The following is a 20,607-nucleotide window of genomic DNA, read 5'->3' on the forward strand; positions in this document are numbered from 1 at the left end:
GTTCGTTGTGGAGCGTCAGCCATAACAGGGCCAGGACCGCGTCATCGATTTTGTCCTCATCGATCTCCATTCTGTCATGATATCACGCGCGAGACTTCAAGTCCTGCGGCCCACCTCGGATGGATACCTTTTAGGAGTTCGTTGCTGTTATTAATACCCATTGGTCCGCCTGTGCTTGTAAGATCGTATGGTTCTTGCGACCGATGGCGGCTTATCGATCAGGGTACGGAAGTCAGCCGTAGTAGCACACCTCACGTGCCGACCGTCCGTCCAGGGTTCGCCTCTTACAAATTCAGATGTAGTGCCTAAAAGGCAGAGGAGGTATTTCCCTATCCCCGGTGGCCATCAGGACATCGCCAATCGCATCCGCAAACCTCATCGTTACGGGAAAGCCGTCTGCAAAAATGGCGGAATTAAAGTTCATCTTGGTGAGAGTCATGATGTCCGCGAGCACAGTTTTAATATCTGCGGAAGATTGACCACACAATTCAATACGAAGAGGATTAGGGGTTTCCCGTCCTTGGTAGGTGCCCAAATACGGAATAAACCCAGATGTCCAAAGGAACGCAAGGCGCGGACTCACGATCAAAGAAGTACCACGCAGGACAGGGGTATCTCGATAGGTGAACAATTTGAGGTCGCTGTTCCTCGTTATTCGAACTCCAGTGATGCTGATGGTCGTACCGGTTGGCACGGCAGCCTGGAATCCACGAAGCTCTTCTTGGCTAAAATAAGTACGACCATGGATAAATACCTCCCGTGGAAACGAATCATGTTCGGCGTGGTAAGAACCTAAAGCCTTCTGTACAAGTTTCGTTGCCTCCGTTTCGGAAAGGTGAAACTGCTTGGTATCAGACGAGTACCAGGGACCCATCGCCCCCTTAAATACGATGCCATCACCGGATTCCAGGAACAATTGTGCACCACAACAAGCATTGCTGTCTCTTCGGCTTGGGTCTTGTTTGAAGACCATACCGACATAGCAAACCCCCTCTCGCGCCGTTGAGACTCGCCACGGGCGACCTCCCGCCTTGAAGAAGCTGGCAGCTGCGATATTCCAGCTCACATCCAACGGGGCTTGCATTCGTCTGTTGCCGAATTGGTCGTCGTCGTCAAAGTCGTCGTCGTCTTCCGTGAGCGGGACCGACGGCGCTGGTTCACTGAGGGTCTGTATGATCGATGACTCTCTGAACAGCTGTGTTACGGCCTTCAAGCCCAACAAACGATTTTTAAGCTGATGGTGAAAATCTGTGTGATAGGAAAAAATCTCTGCAGCAGCATTGTCTTCGTCGAAGAGCGAAGGACTAGCCTTGGTAAACCTAGTCGCCGCTCGCTTTGAAAGAAGTAGTGCGGGAGGGTTTGCTTTCGCAAGTGGCACCCGCGAATTTGGTCGGCCAAGCAGGAATACCTCTTCGGGAATGACAACGAACCATATGTCCACCAGCGTGTCGTCTTCGACAATTGCATTGTGAATTTCGGCAACAACGAGGTCCACTGCCTTCGATACAGCCTCGTGACGCTCAGAGATGCGAATTGCGTTCAGGAGGTCGGTCCGCGATACTGGACGGGCCGCCACAGGCTCCTTCAACCACACAGCACCAAAGACCGCGTCGAAGCCTGGAAAAGGAACTTGGCGCGGGCCGCCACCGTCGGACGGCAACACCGGGGAAGCAAAGCGAGCGCACCACTTCTTGAACAGCTCGATGCCTTCGGGCGCACCCACGACACCGACCCGGACCTCCCTCGGATTACGATTGAATTCGACAGGCCCGAAAAGCATCAACCCTTCGCGGGGATCAAGTGACCTTTGACCATGACCAACGACCACGGCTGGCTCGTCAATTGAATGGATCATTGACGGCTTCGAGCGCACATCATGAACCGTCATTGCAGCAGCAATCTCGATGGATTGCAGGGGAGAAACCGGGAGAACCAGCCTGCCTGCGTCATTGGCCATGTTCGTCAGCATTGCATTGAGCAGGTCCCGCCAACGGTCGTTCCACCAGCTCTTACAAAAACCTCGGCGTAAAGAGTGCTGCTTCGCCGCTGATGTGATCGGGTCTAGACCATTCTCTGTAAAAACGACATGAGGTTTAACTCGAACAGAATGATCACTAATGTTCGGTACAATCTCGATGCCAAAGTGCCAGTAAACTCGGCGCTTCTGACTTCGACCCACCAATGTCTTGCGCCGTGACTTCAACGTATGGTCCAGGAACCTAACTTCGTTCTTCTCAACGAAGCCGTTTTTCTCGAACCAGCAGACCCGAGTTGATGAGAGTTCATACTTCTGCATTCCCCGTGAGCCACAAAACTCGTTCCAAGCTTGTTTCACAATGTGCGTTAACGCCCTGCGACTTTCTTGGGCGGTGACCCCCAGCATACCAAGCGCCGAGCCGTCAATTACGGCGTCCGTGGTGGCGGCAGAATGCTGCACAGCGCTGCTCCCTGGCAGCATAGTGGTCAGTTCCGACGGACTCGCGAAACAAAGTTCCCCTTTGCTGACCGCTGAAGTCGCAAGGAAGGGGCGGACGACGAGACTCGTCCTTTCAGACTTTGTTACTTTATAGATTGCGGACGGCCATCTCAAAATCGACAGTTTGTTTTCGACCAATAGATCGTCCTTAGAGAAAGCCTGATCCAAGGGCCCGCTAGGAAAGGAATTTCTCCACCTGGATAGGGAGGTCTGGACGTCTCCTGGCTCCTTGGGCACCCCAAGCTTTTCGAGCGATACAAGCAGCTTTCCAAAGGCCTCACCCAGGTCCTTCGAACCGTCGATGATATTCTTTCGGGCCAGGTTTGCCCGGATATCGGAAAACGGAAGGGCGTCAATCCTTATCGGGATTACGAAATTCTTCAGTTTGCGCTGTCGTTCCACAGACACCGCAAGATTGACCTCGTCCAGCACACCCTGCTTCTCATGGCCAGCCTTTGAAAGCAGCACGACAACGCAAGCTGATCGTTCACGTATAACGTGTTCGATGCTGTCCCAGAAATACTCCCCTCCGATTAGGCGTGTCACATCCGACCAAATTTCGTAGCCTTCAGCAGCCAACCGCGCACCAAGCCATAACGCAATGTTGTTATCCTCGGGATTGGCATGACTGATAAATATCGTTCTCCTTTCCGAAGACGAACCGGCTTGCTCGACCGATTTCTTTCCATCCCAAATGAATACGTCCCAACCTGTCTTGGTCAGGTTCGGAAGCAGAGCTGCGGTTTCATCTATATACCGCTCTTCGAGCTGTGCTTCGTCGACGAAGAATACGACCGGCCCTTCGAGAAATTCTTTTCCTGAATTTAGAAGCTCCAATATCTTCGGTACAAGTAGAGTTGGGTTCAGCGCGGGGTCACGAGCGGATTTTGCGTTAATCGCCCCAGAGACGTCGAAATACCTAATTTTGTAGGCATCAAACAATGCGAATATTGTTTTCCTTGTTAGACCACCCTTCGCGAAGCTCGGAGATTTCCGCAAATCGAAAATGTACCTCGGCTTCACGTTCTCCAAAAACTGCTGAAACGTAGCCGCTGGCATTTCCGAGGCCAGCACAAAACCGAGTGTGATTGCAGAGGCATCTGAAAACAGAGACGCCTGCACGGCAATCTGGGCACTCGATCTGCTGACCGGATCGGGATTACCTTCCGAGGACTTTGCGAAATCAATCAGTCGGAGGTGTCCGGCACGCCGCTTTGAGTCAGTCAATATCCAAAGCCTTTCGTTAAGCTCACTTCGAATTCGGCATAACTGCTCTTGGCAATGTCATATGGCGATCCCCATTCCGGCTCATGAATCTGCAACTGACCAGTCAATGAATTCTTCAGTTCTCGACTCTTCTGGAAAGCGCGACGATACATCCGTGGGGCAACTCCGGTAAAAGGCCGAAATAGCACTTTTCCACCACCATTGACTGACGGACGTTCCCAGGTTCCATCCGAGTCATCAAGTTGAATAGAATCTCCGTGGAGTTTGATAGCCTTGCTCTTTGGATAGGGCTCGATGAACTGCACCTCGTCTACGCCCGCCGATACCAAATGCCGTGCGCAATAGTGGCAAGGGAAAGTGGTTACAAAGACACGACAGCCGACCGTCGAGACGCCCTTTCTGCCAGCTTCAAGCACTGCGTCCATCTCCGCATGAACGGCTCGACTGAATTCTAACAACTCGCCGACCCGGCTTGAACGAAGCGCTTCGACAAGTTGCTCTCTATTCGCGTTACCATCGAATAAATTAGTTAGGTGATCCGCCAGCTCTTCGGAGATTTCGTTCTGCTCCGTCGTATTGCTGCAGAACTTTCTATCCGCGAAGCACCGATAGTCGCCCGATGAGTCGTCAGACTCCTCACCGTATACTCCGCCACCAGCCCTAGGTACCTCATTCTCTCCGGTGGCTACTATGTTTCCGTTACGATCCAGGAGCGCAGCTCCCACCTGACGAGAAAGGCATGAACTGCGCATTGCGGCTCCGCCCGCCGCATGCATTGCTGTTTCTTCAATCTTTGGGCGCTCGATCTGCAAATGTGTCACCAGGCGAACTAACCGTTCGAGATGATCAGGAATATCCCATTTGGGATTTGGCTTCCTTGTATCGCCACCGATGAAGCGGGAGGCCGTGTTGTCGACGAAGTAGTCTGACAAATGAAATGCATCGGAAACGCGCTGCCCATGTTTCTCGCCCGCCTTCGCATCTCTGCGCATGAACTTTTCAGCATCATCGAGTCCGGCGTCGCGATACTTTTTCGAAATTCGCTCAGCTCTCACCGCTTGCTCACATACAACACCGACCAATACAAAAGCCTCACCATAGGCGCGACGTAACAAATACACCTCTGCGGGATGCCTTATTGAATCGAGGATGTACGCACGAGGAGAGCCATCTGGGACCACTGGCTTGGTTTCGTCCAATGGAATACTTTGCAATTCCGCACGCCGCGTACGTATGTTTCGAATCAATCCTCTGGCTACCGCAGCATGGTCACCGTTTTTCCTCATCGCGTCGCCGAGGTCTTGGTAGCGTTCCACCTGCTTCATTTTAGGGTCAGTTTCGGCCGGAAGTTGCTCCCCGTGGTGTTTGGCCCAAGCAGCGATGACGTCGCGCGCCTTTAAAATACTGACGTTCCGTCTTGCATCTCCCGAACCTGCCGTTTCCAAAATATCTCGGAGACTCTCAGCTGCGGTGCTAGTGCCAGAGCCGACATGGCCCACAATACCGAAAACTAGCTCGTTGGAAGCAAGACTCTTTGTTAATTCCTGAGAGGATGAAATGGTCTCAACTCTTGAGCCCAAATTTTCATTTACAGGTTTTAGCCGAGATGCCATGCCTTCCCCCCTTCAAGCCCCTTGCTGAATGAGCAAGTACATCACGTTACCTCAACAACTTCCGGGAGAAACAGTTCATTGCGATCCTTGATGGGGTTTTGCACAAGGATTCGCGAATTTATTGGCATTTCTCCGCTGTGACTTGAGAATCAGCCAAGTTGCCCAGATTGCTTGCTGCCCAAAAGAAATTCCGATGAATAGGAACAATAATTCTAATCGTTTTCATCGCCGCTGAACCCATATGTCGGGTTTCAACGGGAGCCCAGATATTGAAGGGGTTTACTCTGAATTGGCTTGGCAGATTCAAGATTAGAGCCGTCATGCGGCTCAGATTTCTGGACCACCCCCGGTCAGACGCCTACGTGCTTCGAGCGTTACAGTCGCGCGCCTAAACTCGACGACAAACTCGTCGTCGCCGTCTTTCACGACCAGTCTGCCCGCCTTGCGCACACGCTGGAAAAAGCGCTTCAGCTCCTGATCCTCTGTCGAAAGATCAAGGAAATCGTCTGCCTTTTTGTTGCCCATGACATCACCAGATAGCGAGAAATCCTTTCAAGGACGCCCGCTCGCGACAAACCGTATTGTCCTGATCAAGTTCGTACCATTTTCAAAGTTCAATCGGCAAGGGAAAACCCGACTTTTAGTTTAGATGATTATTTATTTCGAATATAAAGTGGTAGGGCGGATAATCACAAGCTTTAATCGAAAATTAACCACGTCAACATCAGCATGACGTGAGATTTGATGGACATTTATCATGCTTGAAACATTTATACTTGATACATGTGTGTTGAGCGAAGCCAGCAAGCGCAAGCCAAATCCGGCGGTATTGCAGTTTCTTGAAACGGTCCCCGATTTGAGGCTCCCCACTGCTGTTTTAATGGAAGTTCAACTCGGGATAACCCAGGTATCCGCTACAGACCCTGTGCGCGCAGTCAGGCTCGGAAACTGGTACCAATGGGTCATGTCTGCCGGTTTTCCAATTCTCGATACAACCCGAGAAGTTGCAGAAATCTGGGGCGTCCTTGCAGCCGACCCACGCTTGAGAAATCTAGTGGTTGGCCATGCACATGCCAAGCGCCCGAGGAACGGCCAGGATGTGCACATCGCCGCTTTCGCCCTGGCTCATCGGTTGCCTATCGCAACAATGAACCTCCGTGACTTCGAACTGATTGATCGCTGCTATCCACTTCCAGGCCTCTACAATCCTTTGGAAGGTCGTTGGCACGTCCAACTAGAACCACTGTTCCAAGAGGTAGAAAGCAAACGAAAAAGCGTGCTCGCTCAGTAGCGGTCAAACGCAACTGCGCACGTATCGACCGAAGTGTGCGTTCCAACAGCCTCTACATCTGCGAGATTCTGAAAACACCCTTTCTGGTCAAAAAGAGCCACCAGCGCACTCGCCTTCCGCTCGATCTTCCTGTGTCCGTGTCCGGACAGCGTCAGCACCGTTGCTCTGAAGGCGGTCATGATGGCCGAGGCTTGAGTCTGCGGACAGGTAGAGACTCCACATACTGCACTTCCCGGTCGGCGGTGTACGGCAGTTCGATACCCCCCTTCCGCATTCGTGCGACGGCTTCTTTCGCAGAAATGCCAAGCCTGATCGTAACGATCCGCAGGCTAAGGGCTCCAGCCGACCACCCTTCCAGGATCGTCCGCTCGTATTCCGGATGTTCTGGCTTGAAGTGACTGTTGTCCCCGTTTCGGAAAAGATCGATGGCCTTCAGAATGCAACGAACGGCCTCTTCGTCAGACATGTAACCGGCTTCGAAACCTGTCACCGAGGGCCAAGATTCTTCGTGCCACCACCTGGGTGACCGTGTGTGTCGTTCGTTGCCACCCAATTCGAAACGCCAGTAACTCCCACGCGCACGAAAATAGAAATGATGTCCGTCTAACCTCCCCTCTGCCTGCACCGGCGTCCAGCCCGACAGGCGGTGCAGTTCAAAATCCCTGAGCCATTCCAGCTCCCCTCGGGTATCAGCTGAGAGATGCAACCGTTGAAGGTCGAAGGGAGCGTCTTCCGGATCGTCAAACTGCAGGCCGAAACCGGCGTTGGCCATGGTGCGGAAAAACTCCGACACTCTGCCTGCCACCCTGGGCGGGGCCCAAATGTCGTCATCGCGAACGTAGCCCGCCGCGTCGGCGAGTTGCTCGACCTCTCGCCTGTCTTCCGCCGACATCTTTTTGAAGGTGATTGCGTAGGTGCAGGAGCCGTTGCTCCAAAGTGGCTTTAGAACCAGCTTGCTGGACATTTCGATTTACTCCTTTGGGTACAGTCCCATCGTTCGGGTTCAAAGCTCGATCACGAAGCCATGGCGATACCCGTTTTTGCCACGTTCAGGCCGATAGCCGAGTGGGTTGCAGATCACCCGAGTGTGCCCCTCGACGTAGTCTTGGAACTGATGGATGTGGCCGTGAATCCAGATATCAGGTCGCCCGTTCTGGATGACTTCAGTGAGATCGCTGGCGAAAGCAGCGTTGGTGGCATCACCCTGGTACTGTTTCAGCAATGATCGTGGAGACGGCGCATGATGCGTTAGGACCACGGTCTTACCAGTCCAAGATTTTGCCATTTCACCTGAGATAAATGCCCTGCTCTCCATATGCCTGTAGATGATCTCGCGGCTCGTGATGAGCCTGGGAATTCCCTCACGAAACGGAGGCGAGCCGTAGATTTCGCGGAAATCGAGCATGCTTCTTCGGCAGAAGTACACGGCGGCTTCAGCACGATCAGGAAGCTGCAACTCATCGTCGATGCCCCACGGAACCCGATAGTCAGTCCAGAGCGTCGCTCCGATGATCCTGACGTGATCGATTTCGAGCGTTTCGTTTTCCAGGAAATGGATGTTGCATTCGCCGGTAACCTTTCGCGCTTGCGACAGGGCACCGTCGATGGTGTTCCCGTAGTAGTCGTGGTTACCAAGTACGATGATGACTGGCATCGTTGGGACGATCCGCCGTTTCAGGAATTCGAGCCCGAATGCGAGGAAACCAGAAATGTCGCCTGCGCAGACACAAATGTCGGCTTGAGGGATGTCGATTTCGGCAGTCATATCGGCGTGCGTGACGTGCATGTCACTGATGATCCATGCTTTCATGGCTGTTACCTTCAAGGATGTGGGGAAAAAGGCGCAGGATGCGATGCATCGTTGGCCGTCAAAGAGTGCGAAGCTTCAGGCCGAGGTCGCTATGCGTGGCAGTGCGTCGAGCTTAGCCGCCATCTTTGCGACCTGATCAGCAGAAACTTTCCCCTTCGCCTCCAGCTCGTCGGCAATAGCCTTCACGAGGTTCAGGTGACTGCGGACAATCTGCTTCGCCCGCTCAAATTCGGTCCGCAGTACATCGTCCACCCAGACAGCGACACAAGGGTCTTGAAGTCGAAGTGTTTCAAGGTCGCGGTCGTTTTTCGCCAGGCTATGACGAAGGCGATTGCCCATGCCCATGCCACTCTGTAGCATCGTGGCGATACGGGTGGCTTGGGCGAGATCAGAGTTCGGGCCTGCGCCAGCTCCATCGCTCACCGCCCCAAGGAGCACCTCCTCGGCAGCAATCCCCGCAAGCAGCACCACAATTCGGTCCCTGTAGGTTTTGACGGTGCGGTATGCGACGTTGGGTACCTCGAAGTATGCCCCACCACCCGGCACCGTCTCACTGTCGTTACGCGTATGATCGATGATCATGGCCCCGTAGAACTTGCCATGATCGAGCGCGACGACTGCAACGGTGTGGCCCGCCTCATGGACCGCGAGTGCGCGCCGCAACGCGCCTGTGATTGGCACCATTTCTGGCAACGATTTCGAAATGTCAGCCATGGTGACATCCCGTTTGGCCCGTCGGGCAATGCGCTTCGCATCTCGGGCCACCTTGGCAAGATCAGCTCCGGAAAACCCGTTGGTGGCTGCCATCAATTTCGGATGATGCTTTCTCGTCAGAACCTGACCGAGCTGTTGCTGAAGGATAGCGATCCTGTCTGATGCAGTCGGGAGGGGAATAGCAACATGTCTGTTCAATCGCCCGGGTCGCAAGATGGCAGGATCGACACGACCGAGAGCATTGGTTGCGCCGATCACGACGACGCCTTCACGCCCGTCGAGCCCGTCCAACAACTCCAAAAAACCATTCACCACCTGCGTGCTGTAGTCTCTGTTATCGGCTGCGAAGGAATTGCGGTCGCCGAAGCTGTCCAACTCGTCACAGAATAGAATGCAAGGCGCACTTTCCTTCGCTTTTTCGAAGTCAGCTCTCATAGCCTTCAGAAGGTCGCCAAGGTGACCTCTTGATTGCCACCTCGCCAAGGATGTCGCGATGATCGGCACGTTGCACTGCCGGGCCAAGGCTGCGGCAAATTGCGTCTTTCCAACCCCTGGCGGTCCTGAAAGCACGATCCCGGTGTCAACTTCCGACCAATCGATCTTGCCTCGCTGCCAGTCGATCAAGTCCTGGGCAAGCTCCATTCCCCAATCCTTCGCTTGACCATAGCCGAACATGTCCTGCAACGACGGCAGGCTTTCGCTCTTCGCACTCGACGATTTGGCATCGAGGGCAGAAGCCTCGGCTAGGCGCGCCAACGCGTTCCCGATTGTACGGCCTCGCCGCAATGCCGCCCAAACATGCAGTAGCGGATAAGACATCGCCTCTTCCGCTTCAGAGGGACTGATGTCGATCTGATAGGCAATGCGGCATCCGATCCGGAAGTCCATTGTCGAGATCGGCGGGATGTCGACTTCGACGTCAACTTTCAAGAAAACTTGAAAAGGAAGTTCGGCACCCTGTTCCCTGAAAATGAGAAGGCGGCGCTTTCGGCTGAAGTCCCCGTCCATCCTCTTGAGAATGGTCCTTGGCTTATCGGTAGCCGCGATCATCATGTAGGCCATGTCGTCTCGATCCGAAGAAAATCGAAGCAAGAGATTCTCGGCGCACGGGTCGTAGTCTTCGCCAGATCGGTCTGACGGAACGTTCAGCAGGACCACACTGTCAGCGCCTCTGATAAAATCAGGGGCCTTCCTGAGTGCCCGTTTAAGCGTGCAGTACAACGCTGCGTCCTGCGGTGTTTTCAGGGAATGCTTTGTTTTAGGCACAGTTATCCTCCTCGCAGCCTGAGGCGCGAATTTTTGAACAGGGAATTTTGTGGTGATGGGTCAGCCGCGATAGCGGCGAACAACGGTCTCTGGCCCGATAAGTGCGGTGTCGAGATCGATCTCGATCAAACGCGCGGCAGCCATATTTGCCAGACCACGTATCGGCATGATCTCTCGGAATACGGTGAGGCTCTCAGCCAGGGTCAGGGAAGATTGTTCATCCAGAACGGACAGCAATCTCACCCGGTCCCCCAAGCTCACTTCACCGCCCGAGCATTGAAGCAGGTCTTTGCAATTCTTCAGACGGATCGGATCGATGTCTCCACGCGACATGGTCCGGTATGTGAACCCTTCACGGATGATTGCCTCGGCCACCCATGGGGGTGGGCGTCGCTGCCCAACGGCATCGATGACCAGGATGTCGAACTGACGTTCGGCGACAAAATCCGGAGAATAGGTATCAAACCCATGGCGCAGCTTCAGAGAACGGCAGTTCCAGCTCGAAATTTCGTCGTCGAATTCCAACAAGCATGCTACATCACGCGCCAGTTGGTCCCTGGCGATGAAACGGCCTACGCAACGGTTGAATTTGGGCTGAGAGAGAATGGTTTGCGACGTACGGAACGTCTTGCCAGAAGGCAACGACTGAATACTCATCTACACAACTCGAATATACACGCAATTGACGACAGCCTCTCGCGAGGCGGTGGATCAGCGGGATATCCGTATGATGTGTAGGGTCGCGTTTTTCATGGGAAGAACGAATAGGGAACAATATCGAGCGTGTCAATGGTCTTTTTTGGAAGAGGCGACACTGGCTATTTCTCCACGGAGTTCGCCAGAGCCTTCTTCAATTCGGCCATGGTTAGACTTTTCACATGCTCTGGGCTGTAGAGGACCACGTCACGATCCACCTTCAACGCGGTCCTGATGTCTACACTCGGCTGCAGCTTCAGCCGTCCCAGTATCGCACCAGTCGCCGGGTCGGAAACGCATATGCTGACGATTGCGCCTTGTATCGCTTGAAGAACTGGATCGGCCATTTGCTTTGTGTCTCCATGCTGCCTGCATTTGTGTCGATGCAACTGGGATTGGCTATCGTCAAATGTCGACGACATCCCGAAGCTATCACAACGAGTACCCAGCTCGAACAATCGTCTCATTCTGTGGATGAACGTAGACTAAAACACAAATACGCTCTGACTGCGCTTGCATCGGTTGCAATCAACAGCGACGCTCACCCTCTCATTGAGGATGGCTGGGATGTGGGCGGACGTAGAAACTGGTCGTGATTTCCTGAATTTCAATGTCATGGCGAGTTTGGTCTCGCAGATGATCCTCGACGCGAAAGGCCAGGCACTGAGCATTGGCATCTCGGGCGGCTGGGGCGTTGGCAAATCGTCAATGGTGAAACTTGTCGAAGCTGATCTGAATGCTCGGATTAAGGAAGCGCAAAAGCAAGACACCGGAGGGGCCAAAGGAAAGCAGTCACTACTCTTCGTCAATTTCAATGCTTGGCTCTATCAAGGACACGACGACGCGAAGGCGGCCCTCATGGAGGAAATCGCTGACGCTCTAACGAAATGCGCAACGGAACAAGAAACGAGCGTTGAAAAAGGCGTCAAACTTCTCAAGCGCATCGATGTTTTTAGGAGCCTCAGGTTTGTGGGCGAACTCGCAGCGACCGTTTACACTGGCGTGCCAGTCGGGGCGCTCGCACGCGCCGGAAAAGGCGTTTACGATAGCCTCACCGACGGCGACATTACCAGTGACGACTACGACTCCGCCTCTTCAACGATAAAAGAACACGCGGAATCGGCGCAAGGTCTGCTTAAACCGTCCGAGAAGCGCCAACAGACTCCTCCTCAGATGATCCACGCAATTCGGACCGAGTTCGAGGAGCTACTGGATGATCTGAAGGTAACTTTGGTGGTGTTTGTCGACGACCTGGATCGTTGTCTTCCGCCGACAGTGATCGGGACACTTGAGGCGATGCGCCTCTTCCTCTTCATGAAGCGGACAGCCTTCATTATCGCGGCTGACGACAAAATGATCAAAGAAGCGGTTCGGGTCCACTTTCCAGGCACCAAGGTGGATGATGACATCGTCATTAGTTACTTCGACAAGCTCATCCAAGTTCCGCTCCGAGTCCCGCCGCTCGGCACGAATGAGGTGAAGGCTTACCTGATGATGCTCTTCGTCGAGAATACTGTGATTTACGAGGACAGCGCCACCGATAAACAAGCAAAGGAACAGGTTCGAATTGCCGTCAACCAGCGCCTCGCCACCAGTTGGAAAGGGGAGGCTGTAGATGCCGAGTTTGTGCAGGGACTGATCAAGCAGTGTCCGGAATCGCTGAAAGCAGAGCTTGAGCTTGCTGACCGTCTTGCACGCCAGATGATTATTTCGCCCAAAGTGAACGGAAATCCTCGCCTTATAAAGCGCTTCATGAACACCTTATCCATCCGGCGAAGCCTTGCGAAGGTGCAGCATATCACTGTCAACGACGCAATGTTCGCAAAGCTCATGCTGTTCGAGCGATTTGCCTCAGCAACGTCATTCAATTCGCTAACCGAACTGATTAGCACCGCATCGCACGGAAAATCGGAAATCCTTCGTGATCTTGAAGCCGACGTTCGTAAGGGCGAAGCTATCGATGAAGGGCGCTGGCCACCAGGATGGAAAGAAGACGCAAAGCTCATTGAAGACTGGCTGAAACTTCCGCCCGACTTGGGAGGGATCGATCTTCGAGGGGCACTTCATGTAGGTCGGGAAAGCGCCCCGATTATCGCTGCCGAGAACAAACTGTCAAAAAGCGCGGCATCACTTCTCACTCAACTTCTGGCCCTGAAGATTCAACCGACACAGTCGGTCAAAGTACAGTTCACCACAGTTACACCTGACGAGCGGGCGCTGATCATGACCAGCTTGTTGGACAAAGCGAGTGCTGAGACCGAATGGGGAACGCCTTCGATACTTTATGGGCTTGGCGCGATGGCGGAGAATGACGTCGTACAGGCTGAACGCTTGATCGTGTTCTTCGGGAATGTGCCCTCTTCAGCACTCAAAGCTGGCCTCATCCCGCGACTGGCCACGTCCGAGTGGGGAAAGAAAGTTATAGTTGGGCTGGCAAAGCGTCCCGATCTTCCGACCACCGTCAGCAAAGCCGTAGCTGCCGAATTAAAGGCGGGCAAATAATGGGCACGTCGAAGACGAGTAGCGGTCCCGGCAAAAATGTCCCTCTGGTGCCGAACTGGGTGGGACCAGATGCTCCAACGCCACAAGTACCGTCTAAGCCTTTGACGCAGCCAGGAGATGGCGGTTCGCCGTCGCCTTCACCAAAGCCACCAGAAAAGCGACCTGATGGACCGGCTCCTCCCAAAAAGCCGAATGAGGCACCCCCAGATCAGGGTCAGGAAAACCCAACACCGACTGACCTAGCTCCCGCACGGAGATTCACGTCAGCCCGTCGCGCAATCGGCAACTTTGCCAAGACAGGTGATAGCCGTAGTCTCCGGAGCGCACTCGGCAACTATGTGAAGAAGGGATACGGTGGGTCGGCAACGACTTCCCGTCGAATGAGTAAATCCTCTTCTGCTGCCGCAGGGGTGTTCGATATCTTATCTCGGGGCGATGGCGCTCCTACTGTCGACGGTGAGAAATCAGAACTCGATGTTTCGACCTTGGCGGGCCTATCGCACAGTGAGGTTGCCGAACGGATTGCGGAGGCAGTCAATCCTGGTGAAGTGTCGCTCGACGATGCCGGTGTACGCGAAGCGATTGCCGAGGCCGTCAGTTCGGTTCTCAATGAGAACGAAAATGCCGATGTCACCAATCTCCCGCCTGAATTGGCGGAGGAATGCTTCGTCAGAACCCTGTCGTACTCCGCCTTCAATATTCTGGTTGCTGACATTGGTGCCTCCGTCCAGCGAGCGGCTCATGGTAGCGCTGTTCTGGCAAATGACCGGCTCAAGGAAATCAGCGACTTCGTTCGGGAAGCGTACCGGACGCAATACGTGAAGGTGAAGGCAATCGGCTCAAAAATCAGCCGCAGCACATCGGCGAAAATCGCCCGCGACGTCACTGCCCAGGTTATGGACATTTTCGAAAGCTATCTCGAATGAAGATCGCAGCGCTCCGACCCGATCAGCCATCCCCCTCCGGCATTGATCATCGCATCAGCATATTCGAAGGTGATCTAGGCGCTCTGAGCCGGACATCTGGCCACGCAGGATTATCCGTTGCCAGCGAACTCTTCAAATGGGCGGGGCGGTCGCCATCGACAATGGCATGGGATTTTACTGCATTGGCGCTCGGCGTGGTGGGTGCTGACCGACTGGTGAACCGAGCAACCGTCAGCCCTGATGGCTGGACCCGTGAGATCGAACTGACCGTCGGAGTCAGCGACCCTCATCGATGGCAAGTGCTGTCCGAAAAGATTTCGGCAATGCTCTCGTTCCTGACGGGTGACTTCTGGAATCTGACCTTTGTTGAAGGCGGATATCATCCAGCTCCTCCCAAGAAGATCGCTGGTTCACGACCGGAAACCTGCGTGGCTCTCCTGTCGGGCGGCCTGGACAGTCTTATTGGTGCCATTGATATGGAAACCAAGGGTGTTGATCACCCAGTATATGTATCGAATAGGGTTCGCGGTGACGTGGCCAAACAAGAGAAGTTTGCCGCGCGAACCGGTGCTGGACAGCGACTTCTCTCGCTCAACGCTGATCCGAGGACTTCAGGCGTTGCTGCCGAAATCTCTCAGCGCCCCCGTTCCATTGTGTTCATCGCGTTTGGAGTGCTCGCTGCTACGCTCTTGGATAAATATGTTGCTGGTGAAACCGTCGACCTTCATACGCCGGAGAACGGGTTTATCAGTTTGAATGTGCCTCTCACGACGATGAGGAGAGGTAGCCTCAGCACGAGAACGACGCATCCGAAGTTCATTGAGATGCTCCAGAGCCTACTCGACGAACTTGGCATAAAGGTCCGGCTTTGCAACCTGTACCAGTTCAAAACAAAGGGCGTGATGATGGCGGAATGCCGAAGCCAAGAGCTTCTGGCCGAACTGGCTCCAATATCGATGAGTTGCGGACGCGCTGGGCGCAGCTACACGCATTGTGGTCGGTGCCTACCTTGCCTGGTCCGTCGATCTGCATTCTTGAAATGGAGTGGGCGGATCGATGGAGATACCACAGCCTATATCCATCCCAAGGTGGAACTCACCGTGCAGGGTCGCATCAACAACGAGTTTCATGGTAAGGCGTTCGCCGAGTATGACGACGTCATGCAGACGTTGACCGCCCTCGACTATGTAAATCGGCATGGCGCTCGCCGTTGGATTGGTCCGGCGATTGGAGCAACATCCTTCGGCGCAAAGGCTGATGAGTATCGGAAAGTGGCCGAGGACGGTCTCCTGGAAATAGGCGAGTTTCTCGAAGCGACCGGACTCCGATGATTGACATACATTGCCATCTCGATCTCTACCCTAATCCTGGACGGGTGATCGCGGAGGCAGATGCACGTGGTGCCTTTGTTCTGGCAGTTACCACCACCCCAAAGGCTTTTCTCGGGAATGTCAGGCTGACGGAAGGCCGAAAGCGAATTCGTGTCGCTGTGGGCCTCCATCCCGAACTAGTAGCAAGCCGTTACCGAGAGGTCGATGACGTTCGAAAATTTATGTCGCAGACCAAGTATGTGGGAGAGATTGGCATCGATGGGTCGCCAGATTATTCGTCGAGCTTGAAACTTCAGATCGAAGTGTTTTCGACAATTCTGAAGGACGCCGAGGCTCATGGGGGTAAGATTCTGTCGATCCACTCTCGCGGAGCGGCGACGGCGGTGCTGGACGGCATCGAAAAGAACCTCATTACAAGCATACCTATCCTCCATTGGTTCAGCGGTACGCGGAAGGAATTGGATCGAGCCATTGAGTTGGGCTGTTGGTTTAGCGTGGGACCAGCGATGTTGCGCGGCCGGAAAGGACGCGAGTTACTGGCTTTAATGCCTCGCAATAGGCTTCTAACGGAGACCGACGGGCCGTTCACCTCCGATGGGGGCATTCCGTTTATGCCTTGGGACGTAGAAGCGGCTTTGCCTATTTGGGCGGACGCTTGGAGTTGTTCGATCAGCGAGGTTGATCGCAGCATCCGCCTGAACCTGCGCAAGCTCCTGTCCACTCTTGACCAGCCACACGCCGAATAATCAAATACCGCTTCCGCATGTCTCAGCCCTCGAATATACTTTGACGTAGAAGACAATCTCCGACAAGCTTAAGGTGTAGCGGCGGGACATTTCTCGTTAATGCAGAAGTACATAACGTAGCGGAAGAAGTGGCTACGCCAGCAATCCGAGAACTTTGGATTGCTGGGGGTCAATCAGGCGGCCGGAGATACGAGATGGCACCAAGAAAGGTAGTCGATGCCCGTGCGGATCGTGAAGGCGACATCACGCACGTAAAGCTGGATGGAAACAAGAATTTCACACCGCTGAAGAAGGCAATGGAATTGGCGGATCGCGGCGAAATTTCCAATGCGCATTCCGTTCGCCGCAGCAATGCGAAGCCGCATTTGCGAACTAACCCGGACGGAAAGAAGACCAATAACTTGGACGACATGGCCGGTGACGATTAACATCGAGATTCAACCTGCGCGTCTGATTTGTCGGGATGGGGGGCGATTTTCATGGTTGGCGGATGGGATAAACATCCAGGTCCAGACAATGACTTTGCGCCAAAGCCTTGGACAACTACTAAATGGGTGGTCTTCTTCCTTTCCGCCTTTGTTGCCATAGTTGGCCTAGCGTATCTCAATTGGCCGTGATCGATATCCATCAGATATCCAATACGGAGATGCCATGGAATTTCTCTCTCGGGAGTCTGTCGCATTCGCCTGTTGACGAGCACCTAGTTAGAAACGCTTTCCGTTGAGTTTCAATGCCATTTCAGTTGAATGGCGACTAACGAAATCTTCCTGGAGTTCCATCGTGCATAATGAGACCTTCGGTCACCGTGCGTTTCTAACGCGGTACGCTTCCCCGAGAACTGCAGGCGAACCCATCCCTGGGCAATACTCTCATGACTTTGGAATGTGGGTGGTTGCAAGCCCCGACGGAAATGTCCCGCTCATCGATACCAAGTCTGATTTGATCGAAATCACGACGAAGACCAAGGTTGAGCAGGAGAGCGACGACACTCCTGCGCCGTTCCTTGAAATACAGACGAAGACTGAAACCCACGTCGAAGGAGACGATCAGGTTCAGCATAATGCAACTCACCTCCTCGAAATCACGACAAAGACTGATGCGCAGATGGAAAGTGATGATACGTCACCGCGCGTTCATGGCTTTCTATGAAGGCCCTGTCTGTCAATGATATTGATCCTCACCAATGAAAGGGACCTAACAACTGACTTCGTTATTAGGGAGCTGAAGCGACGAGGCCGGGATCATTTCCGGCTTAATACGAACGCAATCGCCGACATGTCATTTGCGCTCGACCCAATCACCATGTCGCTGGTAGTGTCCTCGCGAGAGAGAAGAGTCCAGATTGATCATGTAAGGGCCGCTTACTTTCGCAGGCCTGAACTCCCAGATTTGAATAAACTGGACCATGACATGGGGCAGAGAGCGTACGCGTCGACAGAATGGTCAGCTCTGCTGAAGTCGCTCTATTTGTTGGTCGGAAGCAGATGGCTCAGTCATCCCCGCGACATCCTCATCGCCGAAGATAAGCCGTCGCAAATATATCTGGCAAAAAGGCTCGGGTTCAATGTACCGGATACGGTCATTACGAACGACCTGGATACCGCTCGCACATTGTTGGCCCAAGGACCGATTGTCGGAAAACCTCATCGGCAAGCAGTCGTCGAGATCGAAGGGTCCGAGCATGTAATGTTCACGAGCCGGATCGATGCAATTGCAGAGGAGGACCGTGAAGCTCTTCAGTATGCCCCAGTGATTTTCCAGAGGCTCATACCCAAAAAATTCGACATCAGGGTAACCGTCGTCGGCGAACAAGTATTCTCCGTGGCAATCCATTCGCAGGAATATGACGAGGCGTCTTTGGATTGGCGACGCGGCTCAAATCCGAAAATCAGGCACGAGGTAATAACCCTTCCCGGCGACATCCAGTTGGCCTGCGCAGAACTTGTCCGGCAGCAGAAGCTGCGCTTCGGTGCCATAGACCTCGTGCTTGGCGAGGATGGTCAGTTTTGGTTTCTCGAATGCAATCCGAATGGACAGTGGGCCTGGATTGAAAATCGTACTGGGCTCCCTATTGCGGCAGCAATCGTAGACGAGCTGGAGAGGATTGCAGCGGTATGATCGGTGTCTTCGAGTTCTTTTGGCCAAGGCTTTCGAGGCCAACAACCGTGCAGCTTGAAGACCAAGCCAGCAAGCAGACGCGTGACCTGCAACTTATCAAAGACGCGAAGTGGGATACGCACACCGAGATAGCGCTTGAATGCGCCCGGGCGCTACACGAACAAGAAACCGAACGGAAGAGGTCATCTGAAAGCAAGGCGTCCATTTACCTGGCGGTGATTGCAGCAATCTTCCCCGTCCTGGTTTCCTTGCCAAAGGACCTCTACGGAGACGAACTTCCCGACATGAGCGCTGGTTGGCAGACTGTGCTTTTAGGGCTCTTTATTTTGGGCGTTGTATACCTCGTAAGAAGCGGAATATGGGCATTCCGCACCCTGGCGGTCTCGACCCACAATCGTATTGATGCGACGGACATTGTTCACCTCTGGGGGGAGCCAGACGCCAATAGCGCTCTGATACGCGATTTGCTGGCAACGACGCGAATGAACCGCGACGGAGTGAATGCAAAAGTGGCCTTTATCAAAATGGCCCATGCTTTCTTGCTGAGGACATTCATCGCATTCGCCATCCTTCTCCTGGTCGCAGTGCTAAGGCAGCCTATAACAAACCTCGTCGACGTAGCTGTGCCGATGGTGCGTGCCGCTGTGTGCGGCTCATAGCCGTACGCTGTCACAAATTGACTGTTGATTCTGACTTCAAATGTTCCGGGTGCCCTGGCAGGTGGGATAACGGCTGCATCCCCAAAACTGGCGTCCTGCTCGCTTTCCACGCCTTGCGGTCCGCAGTTTGGGAAACAGCGGAGCCCTATCGGCTGTAGTGTCAAAAGAGGCGGTTTCCGATGAAAATTCTCCTAACGTCCGACATTCATGACAACCTCGTTGCCGTAGAAAGGATGCGAGCGCAGGAAACCAACCAATTCGATGCGGTTATAATCGCGGGCGATATTGGCTCCTATAAAGCTCAAGAAATCTTCGATGTCTTCAGCTCTTTCGAGTGTCCGGTCCTCTACGTTTACGGAAACTGGGACCACAAGCTCGAATATGACACGTCATTTGGAGCCAACTGTCATCACTTGCATCTCAACCCTTTCTCTCTGGGAGACATCGCATTCGTTGGCTTTAGTGGATGCACCGCGAGCTGGGGGAGAAACCCTTTCGCAATCCATTTGCGCCAAGAGATAGATGGCCAACATCCGGGTATCGTATCTGAACTCAGCGCCGCACGTTCCCATCAAGACCAAGTCACGTCTGTCATTGAAGCAGAGTATGCATCTGCACTTGAAGAACTGATGGCCAGCTCTCGCCGAAAGCCTTCCCGAGCAAAAATCGCTGTTCTCGATGAACAACGCCGCGTGAAACTGTACGCCGTCGGGGATGAGGTTGCCAGATTGAAGAATTCCGAAGCGTTCAGTCGCTACGAAAATGACCTGTCAGGAGTAACCGTTGCCGCGCAAAACTTGAATCGCACCGCTCTCGCTGATCTCCTCAAGGGGACAAACCGGCAAGTCTCCAGAACAGTCGTTGTAACTCATGACCGGCTATCGAAAACCCAGGAAGGTTTCAGTGGTGTTCCGGTGTTTCTCTTTGGTCATCGGCACGGTTTCAATGAAACGAATTTCCAGGGCGCTCAGTACGTGAACGTCTCTGTGCTCGACAACCGGCTGCTTTTGAGGTCGCGTGCGGTTGCTGACGCAAGGCGAAGAAGGGAATTCAAGAACCTGAACACAGGCAATTACGGTGTGATGGAATGGACGCAGCAACTCGGATTTACATTCCGTCGGGTGGACCTGGAAATTTATCCGAGTTGGCAAGACGAGTGGGAGGTGGAGGAGGATTTCCGAAAGCAGGGAGCACCGTTTCTAGCCTAGACCTTCACAACGAACTACTTCCAT

The 20,607-nt window shown here is 53.7% G+C and carries 18 protein-coding genes and 1 pseudogene; 10 read left to right on the forward strand and 9 right to left on the reverse strand.

What is annotated here, in order from left to right; translation table 11 throughout:
* The 4 genes and pseudogenes from C5L12_RS29245 to C5L12_RS22595 all read right to left on the reverse strand — a co-directional run.
* Positions 1–70: pseudogene (locus C5L12_RS29245) on the reverse strand (DUF6429 family protein); the annotation flags it as partial.
* A gap of 222 nt (positions 71–292) precedes the next feature.
* A complete protein-coding gene (locus C5L12_RS22585; protein ID WP_105374321.1) occupies positions 293–3,703 on the reverse strand; it encodes a TIR domain-containing protein in 3,411 nt (1,136 codons plus the stop codon).
* Positions 3,700–5,316 (reverse strand): anti-phage dCTP deaminase, encoded by a 1,617-nt coding sequence (locus C5L12_RS22590; protein ID WP_105374322.1) that lies wholly within the window; start codon positions 5,314–5,316, stop codon positions 3,700–3,702. The genes C5L12_RS22585 and C5L12_RS22590 overlap by 4 nt, the downstream gene beginning before the upstream one ends.
* Positions 5,317–5,643: 327 nt before the next feature.
* Entirely contained in the window at positions 5,644–5,841 is a 198-nt protein-coding gene (locus tag C5L12_RS22595; RefSeq protein WP_065276820.1) for a hypothetical protein, read from the reverse strand.
* Positions 5,842–6,073: 232 nt separating this feature from the next.
* On the opposite strand from C5L12_RS22595, the gene C5L12_RS22600 reads away from it, so the two are divergent.
* Positions 6,074–6,607 (forward strand): PIN domain-containing protein, encoded by a 534-nt coding sequence (locus tag C5L12_RS22600; protein WP_105374323.1) that lies wholly within the window; start codon positions 6,074–6,076, stop codon positions 6,605–6,607.
* 175 nt (positions 6,608–6,782) lie between these two features.
* Here C5L12_RS22600 and C5L12_RS22610 read toward each other — a convergent pair whose 3' ends face one another.
* From C5L12_RS22610 to C5L12_RS22630, 5 genes are all read right to left on the reverse strand, one after another.
* Positions 6,783–7,571: a hypothetical protein gene (locus C5L12_RS22610; RefSeq protein ID WP_105374325.1), complete on the reverse strand. Its 789-nt coding sequence runs from the start codon at positions 7,569–7,571 to the stop codon at positions 6,783–6,785.
* Positions 7,572–7,610: 39 nt separating this feature from the next.
* Entirely contained in the window at positions 7,611–8,417 is an 807-nt protein-coding gene (locus C5L12_RS22615; RefSeq protein ID WP_105374326.1) for a metallophosphoesterase, read from the reverse strand.
* Positions 8,418–8,492: 75 nt separating this feature from the next.
* Positions 8,493–10,397: an AAA family ATPase gene (locus C5L12_RS22620; protein WP_105374327.1), complete on the reverse strand. Its 1,905-nt coding sequence runs from the start codon at positions 10,395–10,397 to the stop codon at positions 8,493–8,495.
* A gap of 60 nt (positions 10,398–10,457) precedes the next feature.
* On the reverse strand, positions 10,458–11,054 hold the full coding sequence (locus C5L12_RS22625) for a hypothetical protein (protein WP_245423000.1): 597 nt from the start codon (positions 11,052–11,054) through the stop codon (positions 10,458–10,460).
* A 161-nt stretch (positions 11,055–11,215) separates the two neighbouring features.
* Complete coding sequence (locus C5L12_RS22630) at positions 11,216–11,440, reverse strand: hypothetical protein (protein WP_105374328.1); 225 nt, start codon at positions 11,438–11,440, stop codon at positions 11,216–11,218.
* A gap of 220 nt (positions 11,441–11,660) precedes the next feature.
* Between C5L12_RS22630 and C5L12_RS22635 the strand changes: the two genes are divergently transcribed.
* From C5L12_RS22635 to C5L12_RS22675, 9 genes are all read left to right on the forward strand, one after another.
* A complete protein-coding gene (locus C5L12_RS22635; RefSeq protein ID WP_105374329.1) occupies positions 11,661–13,595 on the forward strand; it encodes a KAP family NTPase in 1,935 nt (644 codons plus the stop codon).
* A complete protein-coding gene (locus C5L12_RS22640) occupies positions 13,595–14,521 on the forward strand; it encodes a hypothetical protein (RefSeq protein ID WP_105374330.1) in 927 nt (308 codons plus the stop codon). The genes C5L12_RS22635 and C5L12_RS22640 overlap by 1 nt, the downstream gene beginning before the upstream one ends.
* On the forward strand, positions 14,518–15,852 hold the full coding sequence (gene qatC / locus C5L12_RS22645) for a Qat anti-phage system QueC-like protein QatC (protein WP_105374331.1): 1,335 nt from the start codon (positions 14,518–14,520) through the stop codon (positions 15,850–15,852). Before C5L12_RS22640 ends, qatC begins: the two co-directional genes overlap by 4 nt.
* Positions 15,849–16,598 carry a Qat anti-phage system TatD family nuclease QatD gene (gene qatD / locus C5L12_RS22650; RefSeq protein WP_105374332.1) on the forward strand — a complete coding sequence of 250 codons (750 nt, stop codon included), beginning with the start codon at positions 15,849–15,851 and terminating at the stop codon, positions 16,596–16,598. Before qatC ends, qatD begins: the two co-directional genes overlap by 4 nt.
* A gap of 194 nt (positions 16,599–16,792) precedes the next feature.
* Positions 16,793–17,026, forward strand: a complete 234-nt coding sequence (locus C5L12_RS22655) for a DUF3892 domain-containing protein (protein WP_105374333.1) — start codon at positions 16,793–16,795, stop codon at positions 17,024–17,026.
* A gap of 352 nt (positions 17,027–17,378) precedes the next feature.
* On the forward strand, positions 17,379–17,747 hold the full coding sequence (locus C5L12_RS22660) for a hypothetical protein (protein ID WP_157949103.1): 369 nt from the start codon (positions 17,379–17,381) through the stop codon (positions 17,745–17,747).
* A 15-nt stretch (positions 17,748–17,762) separates the two neighbouring features.
* On the forward strand, positions 17,763–18,716 hold the full coding sequence (locus C5L12_RS22665; protein ID WP_105374335.1) for an MvdC/MvdD family ATP grasp protein: 954 nt from the start codon (positions 17,763–17,765) through the stop codon (positions 18,714–18,716).
* Positions 18,713–19,375, forward strand: a complete 663-nt coding sequence (locus tag C5L12_RS22670; RefSeq protein ID WP_105374336.1) for a hypothetical protein — start codon at positions 18,713–18,715, stop codon at positions 19,373–19,375. Before C5L12_RS22665 ends, C5L12_RS22670 begins: the two co-directional genes overlap by 4 nt.
* Before the next feature lie 179 nt (positions 19,376–19,554).
* Positions 19,555–20,583: a metallophosphoesterase family protein gene (locus tag C5L12_RS22675; protein ID WP_105374337.1), complete on the forward strand. Its 1,029-nt coding sequence runs from the start codon at positions 19,555–19,557 to the stop codon at positions 20,581–20,583.
* Positions 20,584–20,607: the final 24 nt, after the last annotated feature.

The sequence above is a fragment of the Neorhizobium huautlense genome, from assembly GCF_002968575.1.
Classification (GTDB): Bacteria; Pseudomonadota; Alphaproteobacteria; order Rhizobiales; family Rhizobiaceae; genus Neorhizobium; species Neorhizobium huautlense.